We start from the raw sequence: 24170 nt of genomic DNA, 5'->3' as shown, positions 1-24170 counted from the left end.
TGCGGCGGACGCATAGGGGGAGAACTGTTACCTATGTATCCGGTTCATTCTGTAACCCATCTATCGGCTGGACAGCTGTCATTGACACTTTCGCCAATCGCCCACGCTGAACAGGCGCCGAGACCGAAACTGCCCCTTTCTCCCCGTCCCTATACGGGGAGAAATGCCCGGCAGGGCAACGAGGGGCGGCGCTGACATCAGATGGACTTTCGCAAGCCATAGTCTTGAAACATAGCTGGTGACCATGACCCAAATCCACACAGACCTTTCCCACCGCCTCGTCGCCGGCGCCGACGACGCGCCGGCGATCCTGGCGCCCGACAGGCCGACGCTGACCCATGGCAGGCTGCGCGCGCTGATCGCCACCACCGCCACGCAGCTCCATGCACGCGGCATCGGCCGAGGCGACCGGGTGGCGATCGTGCTGCCCAACGGGCCGGAGATGGCGACGGCTTTCATCGCTGTCGCCGCCACAGCCTCGACGGCGCCGCTCAACCCGGCCTACCGGGCGGACGAACTCGATTTTTACCTCACCGACATCGGCGCCAAGGCGATCCTGGTCGCCGAGACCGAGACTGGCCCTGCCGTGACTGTGGCCGAGCGCCTCGGCATTGGCGTGCTGCGGCTTGTCGTGCCGCCAGACGCGCCGGCCGGCAGCTTCACCATCGAAGGCGCGGCGGTCGGACCGCAAGCGGCGCCCGCCATGGCTGGAGATGATGACATCGCGCTTTTGCTGCACACCTCCGGCACGACGTCACGCCCCAAGCTGGTGCCGCTCAGCCATGCCAATGTCGCGGCCTCCGCCCGCCATATCGGCGCCACGCTCGGCCTGACGGCGGATGACCGCTGCCTCAACATCATGCCGCTGTTCCACATCCATGGGCTGATCGCGGCGGTGCTGTCGTCGCTGGCCTCGGGCGGCAGCATCTACTGCACGCCAGGCTTCAACGCGCTGCGCTTCTTCCAGTGGCTGAGTGACGCCAAGCCGAGCTGGTACACGGCCGTGCCGACCATGCACCAGGCGATCCTGGCGCGCGCGGCGCGCAACGCCGAAGCATTGGCGGCGGCACGCCTGCACTTCATCCGCTCGTCCTCGGCCTCGCTGCCGGCGCAGGTGATGGCCGAGCTCGAGGCGACCTTCGGCTGCCCGGTCATCGAATCCTACGGGATGACCGAGGCCGCGCACCAGATGGCGTCGAACCGGCTGCCGCCCGGCCTGCGCAAGCCGGGCAGCGTCGGTGCCGCCGGCGGACCCGAAGTCGCCGTGATGGCGCCGGACGGCCGGCTAATGCAGGCCGGCGAAACGGGCGAGATCGTCATTCGCGGCCCCAATGTCACCTCAGGTTACGAGAAGAACCCGGACGCCAACGCCACGGCCTTCGCGCATGGCTGGTTCCACACCGGCGACCAGGGCGTGCTCGACGATGGCGGCTATCTCAGGGTCACCGGCCGGCTGAAGGAGATCATAAATCGCGGCGGCGAGAAGATCTCGCCGCTCGAGGTCGACAATGTGCTGATGGATCATCCGGCGGTGGCGCAGGTCGTCACCTTCGCCATGCCGCATGACAAGCTCGGCGAGGAGGTGGCGGCGGCCGTGGTGCTGCGCGAAGGCATGAGCGCCAGCGAGGGCGATATCCGCGCCCACGCGGCGATGCGGCTCGCCGACTTCAAGGTGCCGCGCAAGGTGCTGATCCTGGAGGAGATCCCCAAAGGCGCGACCGGCAAGCTGCAGCGCATCGGGCTCGCCGCCAAGCTCGGGCTCTGATCATGAAGATCACCATCTTCGGCGCCGGCGCCATCGGCGGCTATCTCGCGGCCAAGCTGGCGATTGCCGGCCGCACCGAGCTGTCGATCGTCGCCCGCGGCGCGCATCTCGACGCGATCAAGGCCAATGGCCTGCGCCTGATCGAGGACGGACACGAAACGACCGCCCCGGCCAGGGCCACCGCCAAGGCGGAAGAGCTTGGCGAACAGGATTATGTCGTGCTGGCGCTGAAGGCGCATTCCGTCGCGCCCGCGCTCGACCAGATCGCCCCGCTGCTTGGGGACCACACATCGGTCGTCACCATGCAGAACGGCGTTCCCTGGTGGTATTTCCATAAAACCGGCGGCGCGCTCGAAGGCACAAGGCTGCAGCAGGTCGATCCCGGCGGCACGATCTGGAACCGGCTCGGCCCGCGGCGCGTCATCGGCTCGGTGGTCTACCCCGCCGTCGAGGTCGATGCGCCCGGCCTGATCCGCCATGTCGAAGGAAAACGCTTCTCGCTCGGCGAACCCTCGGGCGAGAAGAGCGAACGGGTCACGCTCCTGGCCGGGGAGATGGTCAAGGCCGGCCTGCAGGCGCCGGTGCGCGAGGACATACGCGCAGAGATATGGATAAAATTGTGGGGCAATCTCTCCTTCAACCCGATCTCGGCGCTGACCGGCTCGACGCTTGCCGCGATCGTCGCCGACGAGGGCACCCGCATGCTCGCCCGCGCCATGATGCTGGAAGCGCAGGCGATCGGCGAAAGCCTCGGCGTGCGCTTCCCCATAGACGTCGACCGCCGCATCAAGGGCGCCGGCGACGTCGGCGAGCACAAGACCTCGATGTTGCAGGACCTGGAACGCGGCAGGCCCATGGAGATCGACGCGCTGGTAGGCGCCGTGCAGGAGCTTGGGCGACTGACGGGCAAGCCGACGCCGGCGATCGATGGGGTGCTGGCGTTGGTGAAGAGGCTGGCGGTGGAGCGGGGGTGTTATGGGTGAATAGGAACCCGACATCGGTTAGTGCCTGCCGTCCCGAATGACCGGAGAGAGACGTCCATAACTCTACCGGTTGGACGGCCGCTTTGCGCCTCATCTCGATTATCGAAGTCAGCTGTGCCGCCGCCGAAAAGCGGGCGTTGGTGACGACGCATCAGACGTGACGGGTGCGCCAGGACCGTACCTAGCCGTAACCCATGTGTGATGTCGACTTGTCCTTAGTTCCCGCTTGTAAAGCGTTGCAGGGCCAAGGTTCCACAGCCGGTAGGCACGATCGGGCTCGGCCAAGCCGCGGCCGGGTTCTGTCAAGATATTTGCGCTCCGACGCGGAGTGGATAGCTGCTTCTGCCGACTTTTTTCCGCAAGGTGGAGAAAAACAGTTGGCGACCTACTTCAGAGGGTAGGAACGAACGCTGACTTCAGATTGAAAGGAACGCGCAATGCCGAAGACTACGATTTACCCTTGGTACGCCAAGGACGGGGAAGAGGCCGTGGCCCGCTTCTCCCGAGATCTTTTCCAATAGCGCATTTGGTGCCGATCACCGTGCACGCTCGCCACCGTGACCAAGTGATCCGCTGTACTTCGGCCTTCCGCTTGCAGTGCTTCCCTGCTTAATTCGAGGAAATTTGCAAAATTATAAGGTTGCGGCATGATACCAATCTACATCGGCTATGATCCACGGGAATCCCGCGTTCTAGACGTAGCGCGATGGAGCGCTTATCGGCGGACAAGCACGCCGTTGCAGATACTACCATTGGTGCTCAAAGACCTTGAAGCCCAAGGAATTATGAAGCGACCGATGGTGGTACGGGATGGTAAGCTCTGGTGCCCGATTTCCGAGGCGCCGATGGCGACAGAGTTTGCCATATCGCGCTTTGCCGTTCCGTTTATAAGGCAAGGCGGCTGGGCCATGTTCTGCGATTGTGATGTCCTGTTTCTGAAGGATCCAGCCAAGCTGCTCGATCTAGTCGATCCTTCCTACGCGATTATGGCGGTTAAGCACCAGCAACGCGAATCCGAAGCGGTCAAGATGGACGGACAAATGCAGACGTTCTATCGCCGCAAAAACTGGTCGTCGGTCGTTTTGTGGAATCTAGATCATCCCTCCAACAAACGGCTGACCAACGAGATGCTCAATACGTGGCCTGGACGTGACCTCCACGCCTTCAAATGGCTTGAGGACCACGAGATCGGGGAATTGCCTCTGGCATGGAACTACCTCGTAGGGGCTTCGGCTTCGGAACTCGATCCGGCCGATGTCTCGCTGGCGCACTACACGCTCGGCGGCCCTTGGTTTGCGGGCTGGTCCGGCACCACGCAATGGGACGAATTGTGGAGGCGAGAAGAGAGCATTCTGCGCGCGTTTGAGGAACATGCCGTTCAGGTTCCCGCATGAAAACTCCGCTTTTGGATTTCTTGCCAATCTTCTCAACGCCAACTCTTCGGTTGCCCAGGGCCACTGGTCCCGCCTTGGTGATGGGGTCGGCGCCGAATTTTCGCCTCCCGGAGGGACATGGTGTCGATTGGGCACTTGTGACCGTCAATGCTTCCCAGCTTTTGGCGGAAACGTTCGGCCTCCGCCTTCCTGATATCGCAGTCATCCGCCGCGGCATTTTAGTCGGCGCGAGCGAACAGGACTTCTACAAGCGCGATTTGTTAAAGGGACGGCAGGCGAAACATCTGATCGTGCCGGTTTGGCCGGACGTTGAAGACAAGCTGAAAGCTGGTTGTCGCACCTTCAATTATGGTTTTGATACCTTGCAGGCGCTCACCAAATGGCAACTTGCCAACATCGTCTGGCGGCTTAGCGGCAAATATCATGTGTCCCGCAGCTGGCACCGGAAAATCTCCACCGGAGCCTTCGCGATCATGTTGACGCGTTTCGCCGGTTTCGCCCCTGTTGTAGTCAGCGGGTTTTCCCTGTCCCAGGCTGGGCATGGATACGACACCCGAAATGCCTTTCGATATCATGCCGACGAAGATGCGGATTTGCTTCGGCTGGTAGTGAGTAGAGGCGAGCCAATCTACGCAGAGGATAGGGACTTCGCTGCGGAAACTGGATTGCCCTTGTGGCAGGGACAGATGCCATGACGAGTGCTTCTTAGGGGAGCTTGCAACATGGGCTGTCCCGAACGCTATAGCAAAGATGATCTAGCTCCGATGAGATATCCATTTCTCGGAGCTGCGAACCGACCAACGACCAACATTACCCGCCCTCCAGGAGGTTGGTGTGCTGAATATCTCGATGGTTGATCGGCAGACTATCAAGTCCATTCTCGTTATTCAGACGAAGTACATCGGGGACATCATTCTGACTTCGGTGCTCGTGCGAAATCTGCGCCTCGCTTACCCAAACGCTGCGATAGCAATGCTCTGCGCTCCTGGCCTGCGAGACTTCGTAATCAGCCAGAATATCGCGGACCTGGCCATCGGGTTCGACGGTAGAAGTGCTGGTAGAAGTCTGCTTCAGCGGGTGAAGGAATATTCAAGCTTGGTAGCTGACCTCCGTCGCCGAAAATTCGATCTCACCATTGATGTAACTGACTCGAAGACGTCAAGGATATTGCACAGGTCAATCGGCGCTCCGCTGCGCGTTGGGTACAACCCCCCGGAAAAGCCCCTGAAGTTTTGGGAAGGTCAGCCTGCTAATATATTTGCTAAACCCTTTGGTCATGGAGGCGCGCACTATTTGTACCGGTATTTGTCCCCGCTTGAAGCCCTTGGGATAGAATTACGCGAAGTGACGCCGAGGCTTGAACCCACACCGGTTGGGCGAAGCGCGTCTACCCAGGTTCTGGCGCAAAGCAAGCTGGCTGTAAAAGCTTTCGTCGCTGTGCACGCTGGAGCAAGGTTCGAAGGGCGGTGTTGGCAACCTGAACGGTTCGCTGCAATAATCGACGAGGTTTATGCCGCGACGGGCCTGCGGTCACTACTGGTTGGTGGACCTAATGAAGGCTCAACCGCGCAGACAATCTTGGACATGGCAGCGTCACCATTGGCGAGCGTTGTTGGTAAGATCTCGCTTGAGACATTAACTGCTTTGCTTGCGGATGCATTTATCTTTCTGGGAAACGAGAGCGGCCCAATGCACCTGGCTGCGTCAGTCGGAACCCCGGTTGTGGGCCTTTATGGCCTCACGCCACCCGACATCTGGGGACCTCTTGGGGTGCTTCACCGCACCGTTGAGCCGCCGTTGCCTTGCCAGTGCATTGCGCCCGATTTGTGCAAGCCCGGCAATCCGGGCGGCGTGTACTGCGTTCATCGACTACCCGTTGCCAAGGTCGCCCAGGCGACACGAGACCTGATGGATGCAGTGAGGCAACAGGCGAACGAGACGGCCAATCAAACAGACTCACTCCGGTAGAAACAGCGATGACCGGCCCGCGTGAAACCGTGAAGAAGGCACTGCAGACCTATGTCGACGAGATCGTGCGATCATCAATTCGGTGATAGGCAGGCGGTAAAGGATCGCCAGTAGCGATGCAAACCCTAAGTCACCCCTTCCCCGCCCGCCCCAGCACCCGCGCATAAACCTCCCCGACGATCCCGCGCCGAAACACCAGCACGCAGACCATGAAGATCAGCCCGGTGGCGATGGTCACGGGGAAACCTGACGTGGCGAGCGTGTTTTCCAGGCCGACGACGAGGCTGGCGCCGATGATGGGGCCGACCATGGTGCCGATGCCGCCGAGCAGGGTCATCAGGATGACCTCGCCCGACATCTGCCAGGTGACGTCGGTGAGGGTGGCGAACTGGAAGACGATCGCCTTCAGCGAACCGGCGAGCCCGGCCAGCGCCGCCGACATAACGAAGGCGGCGAGCTTGTAGCCGGCTACGGAATGGCCCAGCGAAATGGCGCGGTTCTCGTTTTCGCGGATCGAGCGCAGGATCATGCCGAAGGGCGAATTGACGATGCGCCAGATGGCGAAGATGCCGAGAAGGACCACGACAAGCACGAAATAATAGATGTTCATCGGGGCGTTGAGGTCGAGGACACCGAACAGGACGCCCCGCGGCACGCCCTGGATGCCGTCCTCGCCTTGCGTGAACGGCGCCTGCACGCAAAAGAAGAAGAACATCTGCGACAGCGCCAGCGTGATCATGGCGAAATAGATGCCTTGCCGGCGAATGGCGAAGAAACCCATGACGAGGCCGAGCAGTGCGGCGCCCGCCATGCCGAGCAGGATGCCGGCTTCCGGCGGCCAGCCCCAGACCTTGACGGCGTGCGCGGTGAAATAGGCGGCGCCACCGAAGAAGGTGGCGTGGCCGAAGGACAACAGGCCGGTGTAGCCGAGCAGGAGATTGAAGGCGCAAGCAAACAGCGCGAAGCACAGCATCTTCATCAGGAAGATCGGGTAGACGAAGAACGGGGCCGCCAGCAGCGCCGCTATGCCGAGCCCGACCAGCACCCATTCGAGCCTTGGCGAGGGTTTGGCCGATGCCTCGCGCAGCGAAAGCCCGGCCATGTCGGATGTCTCCTCCGCCATCTCAGGCGTCCTTTCCGAACAGGCCGGCCGGCCGGACCAAAAGCACGATCGCCATGATGACGAAGACCACCAGGTTGGAGGCCTCGGGGTAAAAAACCTTGGTCAGGCCCTCGGCGAGGCCAAGCATGTAGCCGGTGACGATGGCGCCGAGGATCGAGCCCATGCCGCCGACCACGACGACCGCGAAGACGACGATGATGAGATCCGATCCCATCAGCGGGCTGACCTGGTAGATCGGCGCGGCCAGGATGCCGGCGAGCCCGGCCAGCGCCGAGCCGAGGCCGTAGGTGAGGGTCAAAAGCAACGGCACGTTGACGCCGAAGGCCTGGACGAGGCGGGGATTCTCGGTCGCGGCGCGCAGATAGGAACCGAGCCTGGTCTTCTCGATCAGCGCCCAGGTGCCGAAGCAGACGATCAGCGAGGCGACCACGACCCAGCCGCGATAAATGGGCAGGAACATGAAGCCGAGATTGGTGCCGCCGGCCAGCAGCGGCGGCACGGCGTAGGGGTTTCCCGACACGCCGTAATAGTAGCGGAAGATGCCTTCGAGCACGAGCGCGAGGCCGAAAGTGAAGAGCAGGCCGTAGAGCGGATCGGTGTCGTAGAGCCGCGACAGCGCCAGGCGCTCGACCACGACGCCGAAGATGCCGACAATCAGCGGCGCCAGGACCAGCGCCGGCCAATAGCCGATGCCGAGATGGGTGAGCAGGAGATAGCCAATGAAGGCGCCCAGCATATACTGGGCGCCATGGGCGAAGTTGATGACGCGCAGCAGGCCGAAAATCACGGCCAGACCAAGGCTCAGCATGGCGTAGAAGGAGCCGTTGATCAGCCCGACCAGCAATTGGCCGAGCAATGCCTGGACGGGGATGCCGAAGATCATCGTCATGGCGCCATCATACACCCAGGATTTCGTGGAGCAGCGTCATGCGGTCCGCCAGTTCGCCGGTGGGAAACCCGGCCACGACCTTGCCGTGCTCCATCAGGTAGAAACGGTCGGCGACACGGCTGGCGAAGCGGAAATTCTGCTCGACCAGCAGGATGGTCATGCCGCGCTGCTTCAGCGTCGCCAGCAGCTCGCCGATGCGCTGGACGATGACAGGCGCGAGGCCCTCGGTCGGTTCGTCCAAGAGCAGCATCTTGACGCCGGTCCGCAGCATGCGCGCGATCGCCAGCATCTGCTGTTCGCCGCCCGACAGCCGAGTGCCGGGACTGTTGCGCCGCTCCTTCAGATTGGGGAACAGATCGAAGATTTCCTCGACGCTCATGCCGCCCGGGGCGACGACCGGCGGCAGCACCAGGTTCTCGTCGACGGTCAGCGTCGAGAAGATGCCGCGTTCCTCCGGCACGAAGCCGATGCCCTGGTGCGCGGTGCGGTGCAGCGGTAGCCGCATCAGGTCGGCGCCGTCGAAAACGACCTTGCCGGTGCGCCGGCGGATCAGGCCCATGATGGCGCGCAGCGTCGTCGTCTTGCCGACGCCGTTGCGGCCGAGCAATGTGACCGTCTCGCCGGCAAACACTTCGAGGTCGACGCCGTGCAGCGCATGGCCCTCGCCATACCAGGCGTTGAGGCCGCGGACCGCGAGCAGGGGCGAAGCGCTAGTCATCGGCGGTGCCCATATAAGCCACCTTGACGCGCTCGTCGCGGCTGACGGTGGCGTAGTCGCCGGCCGCGAGCACCTCGCCGCGCTGCATCACCGTTATCCAGTCGCAGAGATCGGCCACCACGGTCAGATTGTGCTCGACCATCAGAACCGCGCGGTCGCCCGCCACCGAGCGGATGAGGGCGGAAACCGTGGCCACGTCCTCATGGCCCATGCCGGCCATCGGCTCGTCGAGCAGCAGCACTTTGGGATCCAGCGCCAGCGTCGTGGCGATCTCCAGCACGCGTTTCCTGCCATAGGAAAGATCGCCGGCCAGCCTGTTCGTGGCATCGTCGAGGCCGACGGACCGCAGCAGTTCCATGGCACGCGGCGTCAGCCGGTCGAGCGCCGCCAGCGAGCGCCAGAACTGGATGCCGAGCCCGGCCGGCCGCTGCAGTGCGACGCGCACATTGTCGAGCACGCTGAGGTGCGGAAAGATCGCCGATATCTGGAACGAGCGCACCAGCCCCATGCGCGCCACTTTGGCCGGCGAGGTGCGGGTGATGTCGTGGCCGAGCAGTTCGATCCTGCCGCTGGTCGGCGCCAGGAATTTGGTCAGCAGGTTGAAAACGGTCGTCTTGCCGGCGCCGTTGGGCCCGATCAGCGCATGGATGTTGCCATGGCGGACATCGAGATCGACATTCCTGACGGCGACGAAGCCGGCAAAGTCACGCCGCAGGCCGCGGGCGGAAAGCACCACCCGTGGCTCTTCCGCGTTCAGATCAGGCGGCACCGTGGCCGCGCCGGTCACTGGGCGGCCGTCGCGCAGCCGCTGTCCTTCTCGCTCAGGAACGCCTCCTTGCCGGGGATGGTGGCGAGGTATTTGTAATAGTCCCAATCCTTGCTGCTCTCGCTGGGCGCCTTGACCTGATAGAGATACATGTCGTGGACCATGTTGCCATCGGCCTGGACCTTGCCGCCGGTGATGACGGCATCGTCCACCGGCAGCGAATGGAGTTGCTTGGCGACCGCTTCGGTCTCGTCCGTGCCGGCCTTGTCGATCGCCTTCAAATACTGCGTCACCGCCGAATAGGTCGCGGCCTGGATCATGTTCGGCATGCGGTTGGTGCGCTTGAAGAAGCGCTGCCCGAATTCGCGGCTCTTGTCGTCGCGGTCCCAGTAATAGCCCTCGGTCAGCACGACGCCTTGCGCCGCCTGCAGGCCGAGCCCATGCACCTCGGCCAGTGTGAACAGGAGCGCCGCCAGGCGCTGGCCGCCCTGGACGATGCCGAATTCGGCCGCCTGTTTGATGGAATTGGAGGTGTCGAGGCCGGCATTGGCCAGCCCGATGACCTTGGCGCCCGAAGATTGCGCCTGCAGCAGGAAGGACGAATAGTCGGTCGCGCCGAGGGGATAACGCACCTCGCCCAGCACCTTGCCGCCATGGCTCTCGACGAACTTGGCGGTCTGCTCCTTCAGCGAATAGCCGAACGCATAGTCGACGGTGACGAAGAACCAGCTGTCGCCGCCCTGCTGCACCAGCGAGCCGCCGGTGCCCACCGCCTGCGAGTGGGTGTCATAGGCCCAGTGGAAGCCGTAGGGCGAGCACTGCTTGCCGGTGAGGTCGGTGGTCGCCGCACCGGTGACGATGTCGATCTTCTTCTTTTCCTTGGAAATCCCCTGCACGGCGAGCGCGACCGAAGAGGTCGTCAGCTCCATGATGGCGTCGACCTGCTCGGTGTCATACCACTGGCGGGCGATGTTGGAGGCGATATCGGGCTTGTTCTGGTGGTCAGCGCTGATGATCTCGACCGGCGCTCCCTGCACCTTGCCGCCGAAATCCTCGACCGCCATCCTGGCCGCCTCGACCGACCACTTGCCGCCGAAATCGGCGTAGACGCCGGATTGGTCGTTGAGGATGCCGATCTTGACCTTGCCATCGGAAATCTCGGCGGCCGAGGCGGGGATAGTGGTGGCCGCGAGAAGCGCGGCGGAAACGACATGGCGTAGCTTCATGAGTTTACTTCCTCCCAATGTGGATGAATCCGCCCGCCCCCTACGATCGTCATCCGCAAGCACTATGCAACATTAGGAAAATGAGGCGGAAGGGCAAGGGGCGGCCCCGGATTTCATGACGGCGAGACGGCCCATGGCGTGCGACACGACTATGTGAAGCTCGACCTGCCGCAGACCGAGCTTGTCTGGGCCCGGATGGCCTCAGCCCTCGGCGGCGACGAGATGGCCGTTGCCGACATCGCTGAGCGCCAATTTCAGCGGCGCCTCGCCGATCCGGCGGGTGGCGCTGGGGATTTCCTGGTCGAGGCGGGCGAAACGGCTTCGGCGCCGCGCCGGATCCGGCACCGGCACGGCTTCGATCAGGCGCCTGGTGTAGGGATGGCGGGGGTTGGAAAAGACCTGGTCGCGTGTGCCCATCTCGACGATCTGGCCCAGATACATGACGGCGACACGGTCGGAGATATTCTCGACCACGGCCATGTCGTGCGAGATGAAGAGATAGGCGACGCCAAATTCGCGCTGCAATTCCTTCAGGAGGTCGAGCACGCGCGCCTGCACCGAGACGTCCAGCGCCGAGACGCTTTCGTCGGCGATGATCAGCTTTGGCCTCAGCGCCAGCGCACGCGCGATGCAGACGCGCTGGCGCTGGCCGCCGGAAAATTCGTGCGGGTAAAGCTCCATCTGGTCCGATGACAGGCCGACGCGATCGAACAGCGCGGCGACGCGCTCGCGGCGTTCTTCCTTCGAGGCGACGCCGTGGATCAGCAGCGGCTCGGCGACGAGGTCGCCGACGCGCATGCGCGGGTCGAGCGAAGCATAGGGGTCCTGGAAAATCATCTGCACGTCGCGGCGCACCGCCTTGCGCTCGTCGCGGCCGAGGCCGGACAAATTGCGACCGCCGACGACGATGTCGCCGCTATACGGCACCAGCCCGGCCAGCGCCTTGGCGGTGGTCGACTTGCCGCAGCCGGATTCACCGACCAGCGCCAGCGTTTCGTTGGGCGCGATCGAAAAGCTAACGCCCTCGACGGCGTGAACGCGGCGGGTGACCCGGCCGAAGACGCCGCCGCGCAAGTCGAAGCGGACGTGGAGATCGGTGACCTCGGCGACCTTCGCCGGCGTTGCGGCTTCGGTTTCCCTAGATTTCTGACGGCCGGCGCCGCTGCCGATGCGCGGCACGGCGGCCAGCAGCTCGCGCGTGTATTCGGCTTGCGGGTGGGCGAAAATGTCCGACGTCTTGCCTTCTTCGACCATGCGTCCATGCCGCATGATGATGACGCGATCGGCCATTTCGGCGACAACGCCCATGTCGTGGGTGATCAGGATGACGCTGGTGCCGTGCTTCTGCTGCAGGTCGCGCAGCAGCTCCAGCACCTCGCCCTGCACGGTGACGTCGAGCGCGGTGGTCGGCTCGTCGGCGATCAGCACGTCCGGTTCCAGCGCCAGCGCCATGGCAATCATCACCCGCTGGCGCATGCCGCCGGAGAGCTCGTGCGGAAACTGTCTTAGCCGGCTTTCGGCCTCCGAAATGCGCACCGCCTTCAACGCCTCGATGGCGCGCTGGCGGGCCTCGTCCCGCGACAGGCTGGTGTGCGCCTCGATGGATTCGGTCAATTGCCGGCCGATCGACAGCACCGGGTTGAGCGAGGTCATCGGTTCCTGGAAGATCATGGCGATGCGGTCGCCGCGGATATGGCGCATCCGGGGTTCGTCGAGGGCGGTCAGCTCGGTGCTGCCAAGGTGGATGGTGCCGGCGGAGATGCGCGCGGCGGGCTGCGGCAGGAGCTGCATGATGGCCAGCGCGGTCATCGATTTGCCGGAGCCGGATTCGCCGGCGATGCAGAGCGTCTCGCCACGCTTGAGCGTCAGGGACAGGTTGGAGACGACCTCGCGGGAGCCCTCCTCGCCGCGTACCGAGACGCAGAGGTTGGCGATGGTGAGGATGGTTTCGGGAGTTGAGGTCATTGGGAAGGCAGCCCGGAAAGGGATTTACTCCGGCACACCCCCCTCTGCCCTGCCGGGCATCTCCCCCGCAAGGGGGGAGATTGGCAGTTCCCACGCCCCGCCTCTCTTCCAACGGTGACGATTGGCGAAAGCCCAAGCGCGATCCGATCTCCCCCCTTGCGGGGGAGATGGCCGGCAGGCCAGAGGGGGGTGCCTAGACGCTGACCTGTCATTCAAACACGCAGCGCGGGAAGTAGAACGACACCACCCAGTTGGGCATGTCGACGATCTCGCTGATGCGGAGATCGCCGCAGACCGAGGCCAGCATGTAGGCTTCGACCGGGTCGATCTGGTAGCGGCCGGCGAGCAGGTCGACCATCTGCGCCACGGCCTCCTTCGCGCCCGCCATCAGGTCCGGCCCGATGCCGGTCGTCACCTCGTAGCCCTTGGCGTCGAGATGGCGTGTCACCGGACCTGGCGTGGTGAAGCGCGGCGTTTTCAGCCGCGCATCTTTCACCAGGTCGAGTTTCAGCACCACGTTCATCGGGCTTTCGATCGCAGTGCCGCAGACCTCGCCGTCGCCTTGCGCGGCGTGCGTGTCGCCGACCGAGAACAGCGCGCCCGCCACCTCGACCGGCAGGTAGAGCGTCGTGCCGGCGGCAAGGTCGCGGATGTCGAGATTGCCGCCGACGCGGCGCGGCGGCACCACCGAGTGATGGCCCATTTCGGCCGGCGCGTTGCCGATGGTGCCGGCGAACGGTTTTAGCGGCACGCGGGCGTTTTTGCCGAACAATGCCGGCTCCAGCGAGGCGGCATCGTATTTCCAGATGTTGAGCGCCGGCTCCTGGAATTCGTCGGCGAGCAGGCCGAAACCGGGAATGTTCGCCGTCCAGCCGAAGCCGGACGGTTTGAACATCTCGATCGTCACCTTCAGCGCGTCACCCGGCTCGGCGCCCTCGACGAAGATCGGTCCGGTGACCGGATTGATCCGGTCGAAATCGAGCTTGGCGATGTCGGCGACGGTGCTGCCGGGCTGCAACTGGCCGCCCGAGGAATCCAGGCACTGGAACTCGATGGTCGAGCCGGGCGCCACCCGCTCAGCCGGGACAAACGAATTGTCCCAGCCGAAATGGTGATGGCGCCCGTGGATGGTGTAGTCGCAGTTATTGCACATCTTTTACGTACACATTGTCATAGTTGATCGGGATATGGACCGGGTCGACATAGAGGTTGTCGGCGCCGGCCATGCGCGCGGATTTCATGGTGAAGCGCTGTTCGTTGAAGACCGGCGCCCAGGGGGCGTCCTCCATCACCTTGTCGTAGATGGCGCTCCACATCTTGTCGCGCTCGGGGGCCTTGGCCGGGTCGACCACCGAATCGGCCTCGGCCGCCTTGGCGTCGAGATCCTTGTTGCAATACCACGACCAGTTCCAGCCGCCCGGCACCGCACCGGCACAGCCGAGGATCGGGCCGTAGAAGTTGGATGGATCGGGGAAGTCGGCTATCCAGGCCATGCCGCCCGACCAGATCATCGGCGCCCCGGCCTTGTCGCCGCCAGCGGCGATGACGTTGGCCTGGGCGAGAGACTGGATGCTGGCCTTGATGCCGATCGCAGCAAGGTCCTGCTGGATCGCCTGGGCGATGCGCGGGTTGGGGTCGGTGTTCATGGCGAACAATTGCGTGTCGAAACCGTCGGGGTGACCGGCCTCGGCCAGCAGCGCCTTGGCCTTGGCGACGTCATAAGGGTAGCCCTTGTACGCCTTGTCGTAGCCGGGCATCGACGGCGGCAGCGGCTGGTTGGCCGGCACGGCGCGGCCGTTGATGATCTGGATGATGCGCGCCTTGTTGAGCGCCATGTTGACAGCCTGTCGCACCTTCACATTGTCGAACGGCGCCATGGTTGTGTTCATGGTGACATAGCCGGTGTGCAGCTGGCCTCCTTCGACGACACGCGCCTTCTGCTCGGGATCGGCCATCACCTCCTGGAATTTGGCCGGCGGAATGCCGTCGCCAGGCACGTCGATCTCGCCCTTCTGCAGGCGCAGAAGCGCCACGATCGGCTCCTGGCCGATCTCGAAGGTGATCTTGTCGAGATGCGGCAGGCCCTTGTGCCAATAGTCCGCGTTGCGTTCGAAGACGATGCGCTGGCCAAGGGTCCATTCCGCCAGCTTGAAGGCGCCGGTCCCGACCGGATGCTTGCCGAAATCGGCGCCGTATTTCTCGACCTCTTCCTTCGGCACGACATGGGAAAAGTTGATGGCCATGACATGCAGGAAGGTGGCGTCCGGGCGGGTCAGCTCGAACTTGACAGTGTAGGGGTCGACGACGGTGACGCCGGAAAGCGTCTCGGCCTTGCCGGCGGCGACATCGTCATAGCCCTTGATCGAGCCGAAGAAGCCGGCGCCGGGGCTCTGCGTCTTCGGATTGGTGACGCGGTCGAGCGAATATTTCACGTCTTCGGCGGTCATCTCGCGGCCATTGTGGAACTTCACGCCATGGCGCAGCTTGAAGGTGAAGGTCTTGCCGTCGGGCGAAATCTCGTAGCTTTCGGCGAGGTCGGGCTTGAGGTTGGTGGTGCCGGGCTCGTAGTCCATCAAGCCGTCGAACAGGCTCTTGATCATCGACCAGTTCTGCCAGTCATAGCCGATGGCCGGGTCGAGGGTCGCGACGTCGTCCTTGTAGGTGATGGTGATGGCGCCGCCCTGCTTGGCGTTCGGGTCGACGGTGTCCTCGGCGCGGGCGCTTGTCATGCCGAACATCAGCGCCAGCGCCGATGCCGCGACGGTCGATGCGAGAAACTTCTTCATTGTCCTGTTCCCTTTCTCTGTTTGTTTTCTGGTTCATCTGAGCTTGATGCGGGGATCTATGAAGGGCGCGATGATGTCGGCCAGGAGATTGCCGAGCACGATGGCGAAGGCCGAGACCAGCGTGACGCCCATGATGATCGGGATGTCGACGCGCTGGATGGCTTGCCAGGCGAGCTGGCCGATGCCGGGCCAGCCAAACACGCTTTCGACCACGACGATGCCGCCCATGAAGATGCCGATGTCGATGCCGATCATGGCGACGACCGGCAGGATGGCGTTGGGCAGCGCATGGCGGAAGATGATGGCGCCCCGAGCCAGGCCCTTGGCACGCGCGGTGCGGACGTAATCCTGGCGCAGCACGTCGATCATCGACGAGCGCATCATGCGCGCATACCAGCCGGCGCCGAGGATGCCCATGGTGAGCGACGGCAGCACGAGATGGCGCCATGTGCCATAGCCGCCGATCGGGAACCAGCTCAGCCTGACCGCGAAGACATAGAGCAGCAGCAGGCCGACGACGAATTGCGGCGCCGAGACGCCGATGAAGGAGGCGACCATCAGGGTCTGGTCGGTGGCGGTGCCGCGCTTGACGGCGGCGATCAGGCCCATCGAGAGGCCGATCAGCAGCTCGCACAGGATGGCGCCGACCATCAGCAGCAGGCTCGCCGGCAGCCGCGAGACGATGAGTTCGGTCACCTCCGAGCGCTGGATGTAGGAGCGGCCGAGATCGCCGCTGACGAGCCTCGTCAGATAGTGCCAGTATTGGACGACGAAGGGCTGGTCGAGGCCGAGCTGCTGGCGGATGTTCTCGACCGTCTGCGGCGTGGCGCTGCGGCCGGCGATCTGGCGCACCGGATCGGCGGGCAGGAGATAGAGCAGCGCGAAGGTGATCAGCGAGACGCCGAGCAGGATGAGCAGCGACTGGATCAGCCGGCGTCCGAGATAGGCGATCATGCCCGGCCCCTTTGCGTCGGATCGAGAATGTCGCGCAGCGCGTCGCCGATCAGGTTGAAGGCCAGCGCCAGGGCCAGGATCGCGGCGCCGGGGAAGAACACCAGCCAGGGCGCCGCCTGGAAATAGGTCTGGTTCTCGAAGATGATATTGCCCCATGACGCCGTCGGCGGCTGCACGCCGATACCGAGGAAGGAGAGCGTGGCCTCGAGCAGCACCGTGGTCGAGATGCCGAGCGTGCCCCAGACGATGATGGTCGGCAGGAGATGCGGCAGGATGTGGCGAAACAGGATGCGAGGCGCGCCGGCCCCGATGGTGCGTTCGGCATCGATGAACTCGCGTTCGGCGAGTGACGAGGTCTCGGTGTAGACGACGCGGGCGGTCTGCACCCAGTTGACCAGCGCGATGACCATGGCGACGATCCACAGGCTCGGCTGGAACACTGCCGCCAGGCAGATGGCGAGCAGCAGCGCCGGAAACGCCATCATCAAATCGGTGAAGCGCATCAGCGCGCCGCCGATCCAGCCGCGGAAATAGCCGGCGGTGACGCCGACCAGCGTGCCGATCAAAAGCGCGACGCCGTTGGCGACGATGCCGATGATCAGCGAGGTGCGCGCGCCGTAGAGGATGCGGGTCAACAGGTCACGCCCGAGCAGGTCGGTGCCCAGCCAGAATTTCGCGCTCGGCGGCAGAGGCGAGCCCTCGATGGTGAGACCGTCGAACATCTGTTCGTTGGGATCGTAGCCGGTCAGCCATGGCGCCAGGATCGCACCGGCAACGACAATGGCGACGATAACCAGGCCGAGCAGCGCCAGGCGGCGCTTGACCAGCCGGCGCCAGACACCGGCGCGCGGTCTGGCCGGCATGCGCCCTGCCATGAGATCAGGCGCGATGGGGCTGGTCATCGCCGCTCTCTTCCCCGATCTGGGCTTCCCCGGTCCTGGTTTCCCTGGTCTTGGCTTCCTCCATCATCGCCACGATCCGGCGCGCGGCGTCCTCGACGCTGATCTGCCAGCTCATCGCCAGCGAGCGCAGCTGCGCATAGGCGCGGTCGTCGTCGCCGCCATTCGACAAAGCCGAGACAGCCCGCACGATGGTCTGGCGTTCGGCGACCCGCTGGCGCAGCGCGGCAATTTCGCCGGCTAAATGTTTTCTCGCCTCGAAACTCTGGCGCGCGATCAGCAGCGCGCTGTAGACACCGGCATTGCCGACCGGCTTCAGGAGCTGGGCGTCGGCCTTGTGCGACAGCGCCCATTCGATGCGGCCCGGCGCCTCCGAACCGATCAGCGCCACCAGCGGCATCGGCGCCTCGCCCGGCTTCCAGGGGAATTGCTCGTCGAAGCCGAGATCGGCGTCGAAGAAGACGAAGTCGGCGGCCAGGGCCTCCGGTGCCAGTTCCGGCCAGCAATCCACGGTGACAAGGCCGATGGCCGACAACTGCCTGGTGATCGCTTGCACCGTCGGATGCGGGCGATGCAGGACAAAGGCCCTGGCGCCGCCGAGATTGGGGATGCGCGGGGTTCTGGTCACGACACCACCCGCAAGCGCGGCCGGCCGAATGTCTTTGCGGGGTCGTAGCGCGACAGATACGGGTCCGGCGCGACCTCGTGCTGCCGGCTGACGACTTCGAAGTAGCCGTCCGCGATCCGGCCTATGATGACAGGCAGCGTGGCGTGCTGGGAATGGGCGTCGATGGCGATCGGGCCAAGCCGCGTGGAGAAGCGCCGCTCGGCGAAGGCCTTGGAAAATTCCGCCGGGCCGGCGTCGGGATCGCGCGACAGCACGTCGGCCATTACCTGCACCGAGGCATAGGCGGAGGCTTCGAAGGACGACGCGAAGGCGGCCGGCCGCGGCGCGAAATACGGTCCGACCGACAGATGACCCTTGCCCGTTTCGCCGATCGCCGGCAGTTCGCCCTCGGTCAGGTTGCAGGAGATCACTGGGCAAGATTCAGGACTGAAAGCCGCATCCTCGCCCGCCAGATCACGATAGGCCGCCAGGAAGGCATAGGACGAGGTGCCGATCAGGTTGTTGAGGATGAAGTTCGGTCGCGTCGCGCGTATCTCGGCGATCAGCCGCGACACGTCGGTCTCGCCGATGCGCAGATAGCGCTCGCCCAGCACCTTGCCGCCGGCATCGGCGATGAGGTCGCGCGCAACGCGGTTCATCTCCCAGCCCCAGATGTAGTTCGACCCGAGCAGGAAACCGTTGGCGCCGAAGCGCGGCACGACATGGGCCATAAGCGGCACCAGATGCTGATTGGGACAAGCGTGCATGTAGACGACATGCTCGTTGGCCTCGAAGCCCTCATAGGGGCAGGCATACCAGAGCATGCCGCCCGCCTTCTCCAGCACAGGGATGGTCTCCTTGCGGCTCCAGGAAGTGACGCAGCCGACGACATGGCGTGCACCGCTGGTCCTGAAGATGTCTTCGCACAGCGTCGCGTAACGGTCGGCATTGCTTTGCGGGTCGCGCTCGACCGGCACCAGTTCGATGCCTGAGCTCCTATCGGCGTTGATGTCGGCGATGGCTCGCATGGCGCCCATCCGGCACGCGTCGGAGACGAGCTGATAGCTTCCCGAGCGGGAATAGAGGATGCCGATCTCGATGCGCCGTTTCAAACCGATCCTCAAAATGACAATGCCCCGCAGCCAGCGCCGCAAGGGCGAGGCATACGAGGCACATTTGCCGCCCGGCGATCAGAGCCGGTATTTTGCCCTAGCGTATTCGGTCCGGCGGGTCAGTCAAGCCCTCAACGCCATCCACGTCAAACACCGAGTGTCCGGCCATCGCTGGTCCCGCGAAATCCGCTGCCGCTATCTGGCTGCCGGCCTGTGTTGGCGGGCATAGGTCACGCAGGCATCCACGGTGCTGACACAAAGCGCGTCGCGCTTGTTCGGCAGGTTGTTGTCGCCGGCGTAGGCAACTTCGGCGACACGGCCGCCGACCATGCGAACCTGCGTGTCGCAGTAGCCGCCGGGAGCGACATTGACGGAACCGCCGACCGTCGGGATCGCCCCCACGGCCAAGGCAGGAACGACGACGCTGAGATTGCCGCGCTGGACGACGCGCTTATAGGTCCAGATCTGCCCGGACTGGCCGACATCCGCGGTGGCGGTCGGAAATCCCGCGCACATTCGAACATCGGCTTCGCTGAGGCCGACCATCTCCTTGCGTGCCGCGGCCGCCGTGGGATCGACCTTGGCGATGCGCGACGTGTCGTCGGGAACGACGCAGGAGGACTGGATGACGACGATGAGGCCGGAAAGGGCAAGCTTTCGAATGCAGGAAAATGTCATACCGATTATTGAGATCGCGTGGCGCCCGGCCGCCCTCTCTACCTAGGCAAGCCGGCGGTCGGATCAACCCGCACAGCTTCACGAAAAAGTGGCTGTGCAAGCCGTAAAGCTTTTTGACTTCCATGGATGAACCCGCCGGCAGCCAACGAGGGCCGTCCATCATTTCCGGGCGATATCCTCGAAGCTCAAATCGAACCGCATGAGATATTTGCGCAGCCGGCCGGCAGAGGCGGGCTCGTTGAAAATTTGACTGCCTTCCCGACATCCCCGGATGGCGCGGCGCCGTCATGGTCGACCCGGCGGCGTCCTGTGCTCACATCCCTGAGTTTTTTGAGAGAATATTCCCGGCTTTGCCGAGAACGGCGAAACACGTTCTTTGATAAAATCAGTAGAATTTCTGACGATGTGAACAAGCCTCGGCAATCCGCCTTGCTGCCATGACTTCACAACCGCAGAGATCAATCATGTCCGATCCCAACAACACTTTGCCCTCTTCCCCATGGTCACCCCTCACCCGCCGCAGCGGCCTTGCTCTGCTGTTCGCGTCGGCCGTCGCGATCGGCAGCCTGATGGCGCCGCATGCGTCCTTGGCTGAGGACAAGAAGGCGATCAAGGTCGGCATCATCAGCGGCGAGGACGAGGATGTCTGGCGTGTCGTCGTCGCGCAAGCAGCCGAAAAGGGCCTCAGCATCGAGACCGTGGTGTTCAACGACTACACCCAGCCCAACGAGGCGCTGGAGCGCGGCGAAATCGACGCCAACGCCTTTCAGCACCAGCCCTATCTCGACAACCAGATCAAGACGCAGGGCTATCACATCGTGCGTGTCGGCTATACCGGCGTGTGGCCGATCGGCCTCTACTCCAAGAAGTACACCAAGGTTGCCGATCTGCCGGAGGGCGCGGTGATCGGCGTGCCGAACGACCCGTCCAACGAAGGCCGGGCGCTGCGCGTGCTGCAGAATGAGGGCGTGATCAAGCTCAGGGATGGCACCGGCATTCTCGCCACCACCGCCGACGTCGCCGAGAATGCGAAAAAGGTCGAGATCAAGGAGTTGGATGCCGGCATCGTCGGCCGCTCGGTCGAGGATCTCGACGCCGCCGTGGTCAACACCGACTGGGCGCTGAAAAGCGGCCTGACGCCGGAGAACCGCATCGCTCAGGAGCCGATCGCGGACAATCCGTACCGCAACTTCATCGCGGTCAAGGTCGGCAATGAAAACGAGGCTTGGGTGAAGACGCTGGTCGCGTCCTACCAGAACGAGGCTGTGAAGGCCGAGTTCGACAAGGTCTATAAGGGCACCGGCCTCAGCGCCTATTGAGTTATGCGGGCACCGACGTGCCTTTGACAGCTTAAGCGTCCGCGCGATGCGCGGGCCGCGATCGCGTTTCGGGACCTGCCCATGAACCAGCATTTTATCGCAACCACCGAGGCCGCGGATCAGGCCGCCACGCAGGACGTGGTGCGCCTTGTCGACCTGAAGCGCCGCTTCGGCCAGACGGCGGCGCTCGACGGCATTTCCTTGACGGTGCGCAAGGGCGAGGTTCTCGGCATCATCGGCCGCAGCGGCGCCGGCAAGTCCACCCTGATCCGCTGCCTGAACGGATTGGAGCGGCCTGACACCGGCGAGGTGTTCATCGAAGGTCGCGAGATCAGCCGACTTGGCGAGCGCGAGTTGCAGCCGCTGCGACGGCGCATCGGCATGATCTTCCAGCATTTCAACCTGCTGTCGGCCAAGACCATCGAGGACAATGTGGCGCTGCCGCTCAAGATCGAGGGCCGGCCGAAGGCGGAGCGGCTGAAGCGGGCGGCGGAGCTGCTCGATCTCGTCGGCCTGTCGGAGAAGGCAAAAGCCTATCCGGCTTCGCTGTCCGGCGGCCAGAAACAGCGCGTTGGCATCGCCCGAGCGCTTGCCGCGCGGCCAGCGCTGCTTCTGTCGGACGAGGCGACCTCGGCACTCGACCCGGAGACGACGCGCTCCATTCTCGCCCTGCTGAAGGATATCAACCGCCAGCTTGGTCTGACCATCCTTTTGATCACCCACGAGATGGAGGTGATCCGCTCGATCGCCGACCGCGTGGCGGTGATCGACACCGGACGCATCGTCGAGGAAGGGCCGGTCTGGTCGGTGTTTGCCGATCCGCAATCGGACATTACAAGACGCCTGCTCGGGACCATCCGGCCGCAACTTCCGCCGGAGCTGGCGGCGCGGCTGCTGCCGGGAGCCGGCACCGAAACGGTCTTGCGCGTCGACGTGGCGGGCGAGGCGGCGCGCGAGCCGCTGCTGTCCGACCTTGCGGCCGCCGTGCCCGGTCCCTTCCGCCTCGTCCATGGCGGCATCGACCACATCCAGCGGCAGCCGGTCGGAACGCTGTTCCTTTCCGTCCCCGGCAGCGATGCGAGCCATCTCGCAGAAATCATCACATTCCTGAAATCCCGCCAAGCGCGGGTGGAGGTGCTTGGCCATGTCGCCGATCCTGTTTGAGCTTCTGTTGCGATCGATCTGGGAGACGGTGCTGATGACGGCCGCCTCCGGCCTGATCTCGCTGGTGTTCGGCCTGCCGCTCGGGCTGGCCTTGATTGCCACCGAACGCGGCGGCATCGCCGAAAGCCCGGGGGTGAACCGCGTGCTCGGCGCCGTGATCAACGGCTTCCGCTCGGTGCCGTTCATCATCCTTCTGGTGGCGCTGATCCCCCTGACGCGGCTGATCGTCGGCACCTCGATCGGCACATGGGCGGCCATCGTGCCGCTGTCGATCGCCGCCACGCCCTACTATGCGCGGATCGCCGAAGTGTCATTGCGCGAGGTCGACCACGGACTGATCGAGGCGGCGCGCGCCATGGGCGGCAATCGCTGGACGATCATCCGCGAAGTGCTGGTGCCCGAGGCGCTCCCCGGCATCGTTGCCGGCTTCACCGTGACGCTGGTGACGCTGGTCGGCGCCTCGGCGATGGCAGGAGCCATCGGTGCCGGCGGCCTCGGCGACCTTGCCATCCGTTACGGCTACCAGCGCTTCGAGACGTCGGTGATGATCGCCGTGGTGATCGTGCTGATCATCCTGGTCTGCGGCATCCAGTGGGTCGGTGACCGGCTGGTGGCGCGGCTGGATCGGCGGGGATAGTGAGCCGGCTGGTATTCAGGGCCGACCATGAGCTTCTCATGGAGCGTCGGCGATGGTCACCATGAGTAATTTGAGAGCCACAACGATTTCCAGCCAAGCCGCGCTAGCCCCTCAGCCTCGCCCCTTCCGGGTCGAAGAACGGCATCGGCACCACCACCGCGCGGGTCGGCTTGCCGTCAATATCAATGCTAAGTTCCGTGCCTATGGCCGTGAAGGGCAATCGCAAATGCGCTGTCGCCAGCACCTTGCCCAAGGAATAGCCGTGGTCGCTGTAGGTGACCACGCCGGCGTCCTCGCCGTCGGCCATCACCCGTGCATCCGTCGCGGCCGGCTTGTCGCCGTCGAGGACCAGCCCGGTCCAGCGCTCGTCGAGGCTCTCGTCGCGCACCTCGAGCAACGCGTCCCGGCCGATGAAATCGCCCTTATCGAACTTGATCCAGCGGTCGAGGCCGACATGGAACGGCGTGCGCGTCTCGTCCATGTCGATGCCGTGCGCCGGATAGGCCTTTTCCAGGCCGAGCGTGAACATGGCCAGCACGCCATAGGGTTTCAAGCCGAAAGCTTGGCCAGTGCGCATCAGTGCGTCCCAAACCGAGGTCGCCTCGTCGGCCGGCACGAACAGCTCGAAGCCGAGTTCGCCGGTCACGCCTGTACGGGAGATCAGGACCCGCGTTCCGTTGATATGGCCTGATGTGAAGGCCCAGCGCTTCAATCCGTCGAGATCGGCGTCCGAAATCATCGCCTTCAGGAGATCGCGCGAGCGCGGGCCCTGGATGGTGGGGAAGGCGACGGCGGCCGTGATGTCGGTGACATAGGCCCTGCGCCCTTGCGCATGATGCTGGAGCCAGGGCAGCATCTTGAGGCGGTTGACCGAACCGGTGACCAGCATGAAATGCTCCGCGCCTAGCCGGAACACGGTGAGGTCGTCCATGATGCCGCCGTCCTCCCGACAGACGGTGGAATAGCGTACTTGGCCCGGCCTCATCGCCGCGGCGTCATTGACAATGACATGGTTGACCAGCGCCTCGGCGTCGGCACCCTTGATGTCCATCTTGCCCATGGTGCTGAGGTCCTGCACGCCGGCATTTTTACGCGTATTCAAATGTTCGTCGGCGATGCCGGAGTAAATATTTGGCCGAGATGAAATCGCCGCCGACCCGACCCATGGCCGCACCCAGCCCGACGATGCTGCTGTAGAAAGGGGAGCGCCGCTCAGC

Annotated in this window: 22 protein-coding genes; 8 read left to right on the top strand and 14 right to left on the bottom strand. The window is 64.1% G+C overall.

The annotated features are described in order from the left end of the window. The first annotated feature begins 244 nt into the window (after nt 1-244). From LB516_RS27670 to LB516_RS27650, 5 genes are all read left to right on the top strand, one after another. Complete coding sequence (locus LB516_RS27670; RefSeq protein WP_224720736.1) at nt 245-1765, top strand: acyl--CoA ligase; 1521 nt, start codon at nt 245-247, stop codon at nt 1763-1765. Between the two features lie 2 nt (nt 1766-1767). Continuing rightward, a complete protein-coding gene (locus tag LB516_RS27665; protein WP_140875953.1) occupies nt 1768-2748 on the top strand; it encodes a 2-dehydropantoate 2-reductase in 981 nt (326 codons plus the stop codon). 755 nt (nt 2749-3503) lie between these two features. Then, nucleotides 3504-4142, top strand: coding sequence for a hypothetical protein (locus LB516_RS27660; protein ID WP_224525446.1), 639 nt, complete (start codon nt 3504-3506; stop codon nt 4140-4142). Next, nucleotides 4139-4837 (top strand): hypothetical protein, encoded by a 699-nt coding sequence (locus LB516_RS27655; RefSeq protein WP_224720734.1) that lies wholly within the window; start codon nt 4139-4141, stop codon nt 4835-4837. Before LB516_RS27660 ends, LB516_RS27655 begins: the two co-directional genes overlap by 4 nt. A gap of 139 nt (nt 4838-4976) precedes the next feature. Continuing rightward, a complete protein-coding gene (locus tag LB516_RS27650) occupies nt 4977-6110 on the top strand; it encodes a glycosyltransferase family 9 protein (RefSeq protein WP_224720733.1) in 1134 nt (377 codons plus the stop codon). A 130-nt stretch (nt 6111-6240) separates the two neighbouring features. On the opposite strand, the gene LB516_RS27645 is transcribed toward LB516_RS27650, so the two are convergent. The 13 genes from LB516_RS27645 to LB516_RS27585 all read right to left on the bottom strand — a co-directional run bounded on the left by LB516_RS27645 (nt 6241) and on the right by LB516_RS27585 (nt 19833). Continuing rightward, nucleotides 6241-7212: a branched-chain amino acid ABC transporter permease gene (locus LB516_RS27645; RefSeq protein ID WP_411969440.1), complete on the bottom strand. Its 972-nt coding sequence runs from the start codon at nt 7210-7212 to the stop codon at nt 6241-6243. A gap of 22 nt (nt 7213-7234) precedes the next feature. Beyond that, nucleotides 7235-8122 (bottom strand): branched-chain amino acid ABC transporter permease, encoded by an 888-nt coding sequence (locus LB516_RS27640; RefSeq protein WP_140619728.1) that lies wholly within the window; start codon nt 8120-8122, stop codon nt 7235-7237. Between the two features lie 7 nt (nt 8123-8129). Continuing rightward, nucleotides 8130-8840: an ABC transporter ATP-binding protein gene (locus LB516_RS27635; protein ID WP_015314622.1), complete on the bottom strand. Its 711-nt coding sequence runs from the start codon at nt 8838-8840 to the stop codon at nt 8130-8132. Then, entirely contained in the window at nt 8833-9627 is a 795-nt protein-coding gene (locus LB516_RS27630; RefSeq protein ID WP_015314623.1) for an ABC transporter ATP-binding protein, read from the bottom strand. The genes LB516_RS27635 and LB516_RS27630 overlap by 8 nt, the downstream gene beginning before the upstream one ends. Then, nucleotides 9624-10832, bottom strand: a complete 1209-nt coding sequence (locus tag LB516_RS27625; RefSeq protein ID WP_140711892.1) for an ABC transporter substrate-binding protein — start codon at nt 10830-10832, stop codon at nt 9624-9626. Before LB516_RS27625 ends, LB516_RS27630 begins: the two co-directional genes overlap by 4 nt. Nucleotides 10833-11033: 201 nt before the next feature. Then, nucleotides 11034-12797 carry an ABC transporter ATP-binding protein gene (locus tag LB516_RS27620; RefSeq protein WP_224720731.1) on the bottom strand — a complete coding sequence of 588 codons (1764 nt, stop codon included), beginning with the start codon at nt 12795-12797 and terminating at the stop codon, nt 11034-11036. 208 nt (nt 12798-13005) lie between these two features. Further along, the gene (locus LB516_RS27615) at nt 13006-13950 is read right to left on the bottom strand and encodes an acetamidase/formamidase family protein (protein WP_224720730.1); all 945 of its coding nucleotides are present in this window, start codon (nt 13948-13950) and stop codon (nt 13006-13008) included. After that, nucleotides 13940-15583: an ABC transporter substrate-binding protein gene (locus LB516_RS27610; protein ID WP_224720729.1), complete on the bottom strand. Its 1644-nt coding sequence runs from the start codon at nt 15581-15583 to the stop codon at nt 13940-13942. The genes LB516_RS27615 and LB516_RS27610 overlap by 11 nt, the downstream gene beginning before the upstream one ends. 33 nt (nt 15584-15616) lie before the next feature. Further along, complete coding sequence (locus LB516_RS27605) at nt 15617-16537, bottom strand: ABC transporter permease (protein ID WP_140660257.1); 921 nt, start codon at nt 16535-16537, stop codon at nt 15617-15619. Continuing rightward, nucleotides 16534-17439 (bottom strand): ABC transporter permease, encoded by a 906-nt coding sequence (locus LB516_RS27600; RefSeq protein WP_140619737.1) that lies wholly within the window; start codon nt 17437-17439, stop codon nt 16534-16536. The genes LB516_RS27605 and LB516_RS27600 overlap by 4 nt, the downstream gene beginning before the upstream one ends. Next, nucleotides 17417-18064: an ANTAR domain-containing response regulator gene (locus LB516_RS27595; protein ID WP_224720728.1), complete on the bottom strand. Its 648-nt coding sequence runs from the start codon at nt 18062-18064 to the stop codon at nt 17417-17419. Before LB516_RS27595 ends, LB516_RS27600 begins: the two co-directional genes overlap by 23 nt. After that, nucleotides 18061-19155, bottom strand: a complete 1095-nt coding sequence (locus tag LB516_RS27590; RefSeq protein WP_140660260.1) for a transporter substrate-binding protein — start codon at nt 19153-19155, stop codon at nt 18061-18063. The genes LB516_RS27595 and LB516_RS27590 overlap by 4 nt, the downstream gene beginning before the upstream one ends. Before the next feature lie 195 nt (nt 19156-19350). Next, nucleotides 19351-19833 carry a hypothetical protein gene (locus tag LB516_RS27585; RefSeq protein WP_140792323.1) on the bottom strand — a complete coding sequence of 161 codons (483 nt, stop codon included), beginning with the start codon at nt 19831-19833 and terminating at the stop codon, nt 19351-19353. Nucleotides 19834-20297: 464 nt separating this feature from the next. On the opposite strand from LB516_RS27585, the gene LB516_RS27580 reads away from it, so the two are divergent. The 3 genes from LB516_RS27580 (at nt 20298) to LB516_RS27570 (ending at nt 22953) form a co-directional block, all read left to right on the top strand. Continuing rightward, nucleotides 20298-21152: a MetQ/NlpA family lipoprotein gene (locus LB516_RS27580; RefSeq protein WP_224720727.1), complete on the top strand. Its 855-nt coding sequence runs from the start codon at nt 20298-20300 to the stop codon at nt 21150-21152. Nucleotides 21153-21233: 81 nt separating this feature from the next. Then, the gene (locus LB516_RS27575; RefSeq protein ID WP_224720726.1) at nt 21234-22316 is read left to right on the top strand and encodes a methionine ABC transporter ATP-binding protein; all 1083 of its coding nucleotides are present in this window, start codon (nt 21234-21236) and stop codon (nt 22314-22316) included. Continuing rightward, on the top strand, nt 22297-22953 hold the full coding sequence (locus LB516_RS27570) for a methionine ABC transporter permease (protein ID WP_224720725.1): 657 nt from the start codon (nt 22297-22299) through the stop codon (nt 22951-22953). The genes LB516_RS27575 and LB516_RS27570 overlap by 20 nt, the downstream gene beginning before the upstream one ends. Before the next feature lie 103 nt (nt 22954-23056). Here LB516_RS27570 and LB516_RS27565 read toward each other — a convergent pair whose 3' ends face one another. Next, the gene (locus tag LB516_RS27565; RefSeq protein WP_263492651.1) at nt 23057-24055 is read right to left on the bottom strand and encodes an aminomethyltransferase family protein; all 999 of its coding nucleotides are present in this window, start codon (nt 24053-24055) and stop codon (nt 23057-23059) included. Nucleotides 24056-24170 lie beyond the last annotated feature (115 nt).

This window comes from Mesorhizobium sp. CO1-1-7 (genome assembly GCF_020164885.1).
Lineage (GTDB): Bacteria > Pseudomonadota > Alphaproteobacteria > Rhizobiales > Rhizobiaceae > Mesorhizobium > Mesorhizobium australicum.
This window is presented reverse-complemented; position numbering and strand designations above follow the sequence as displayed.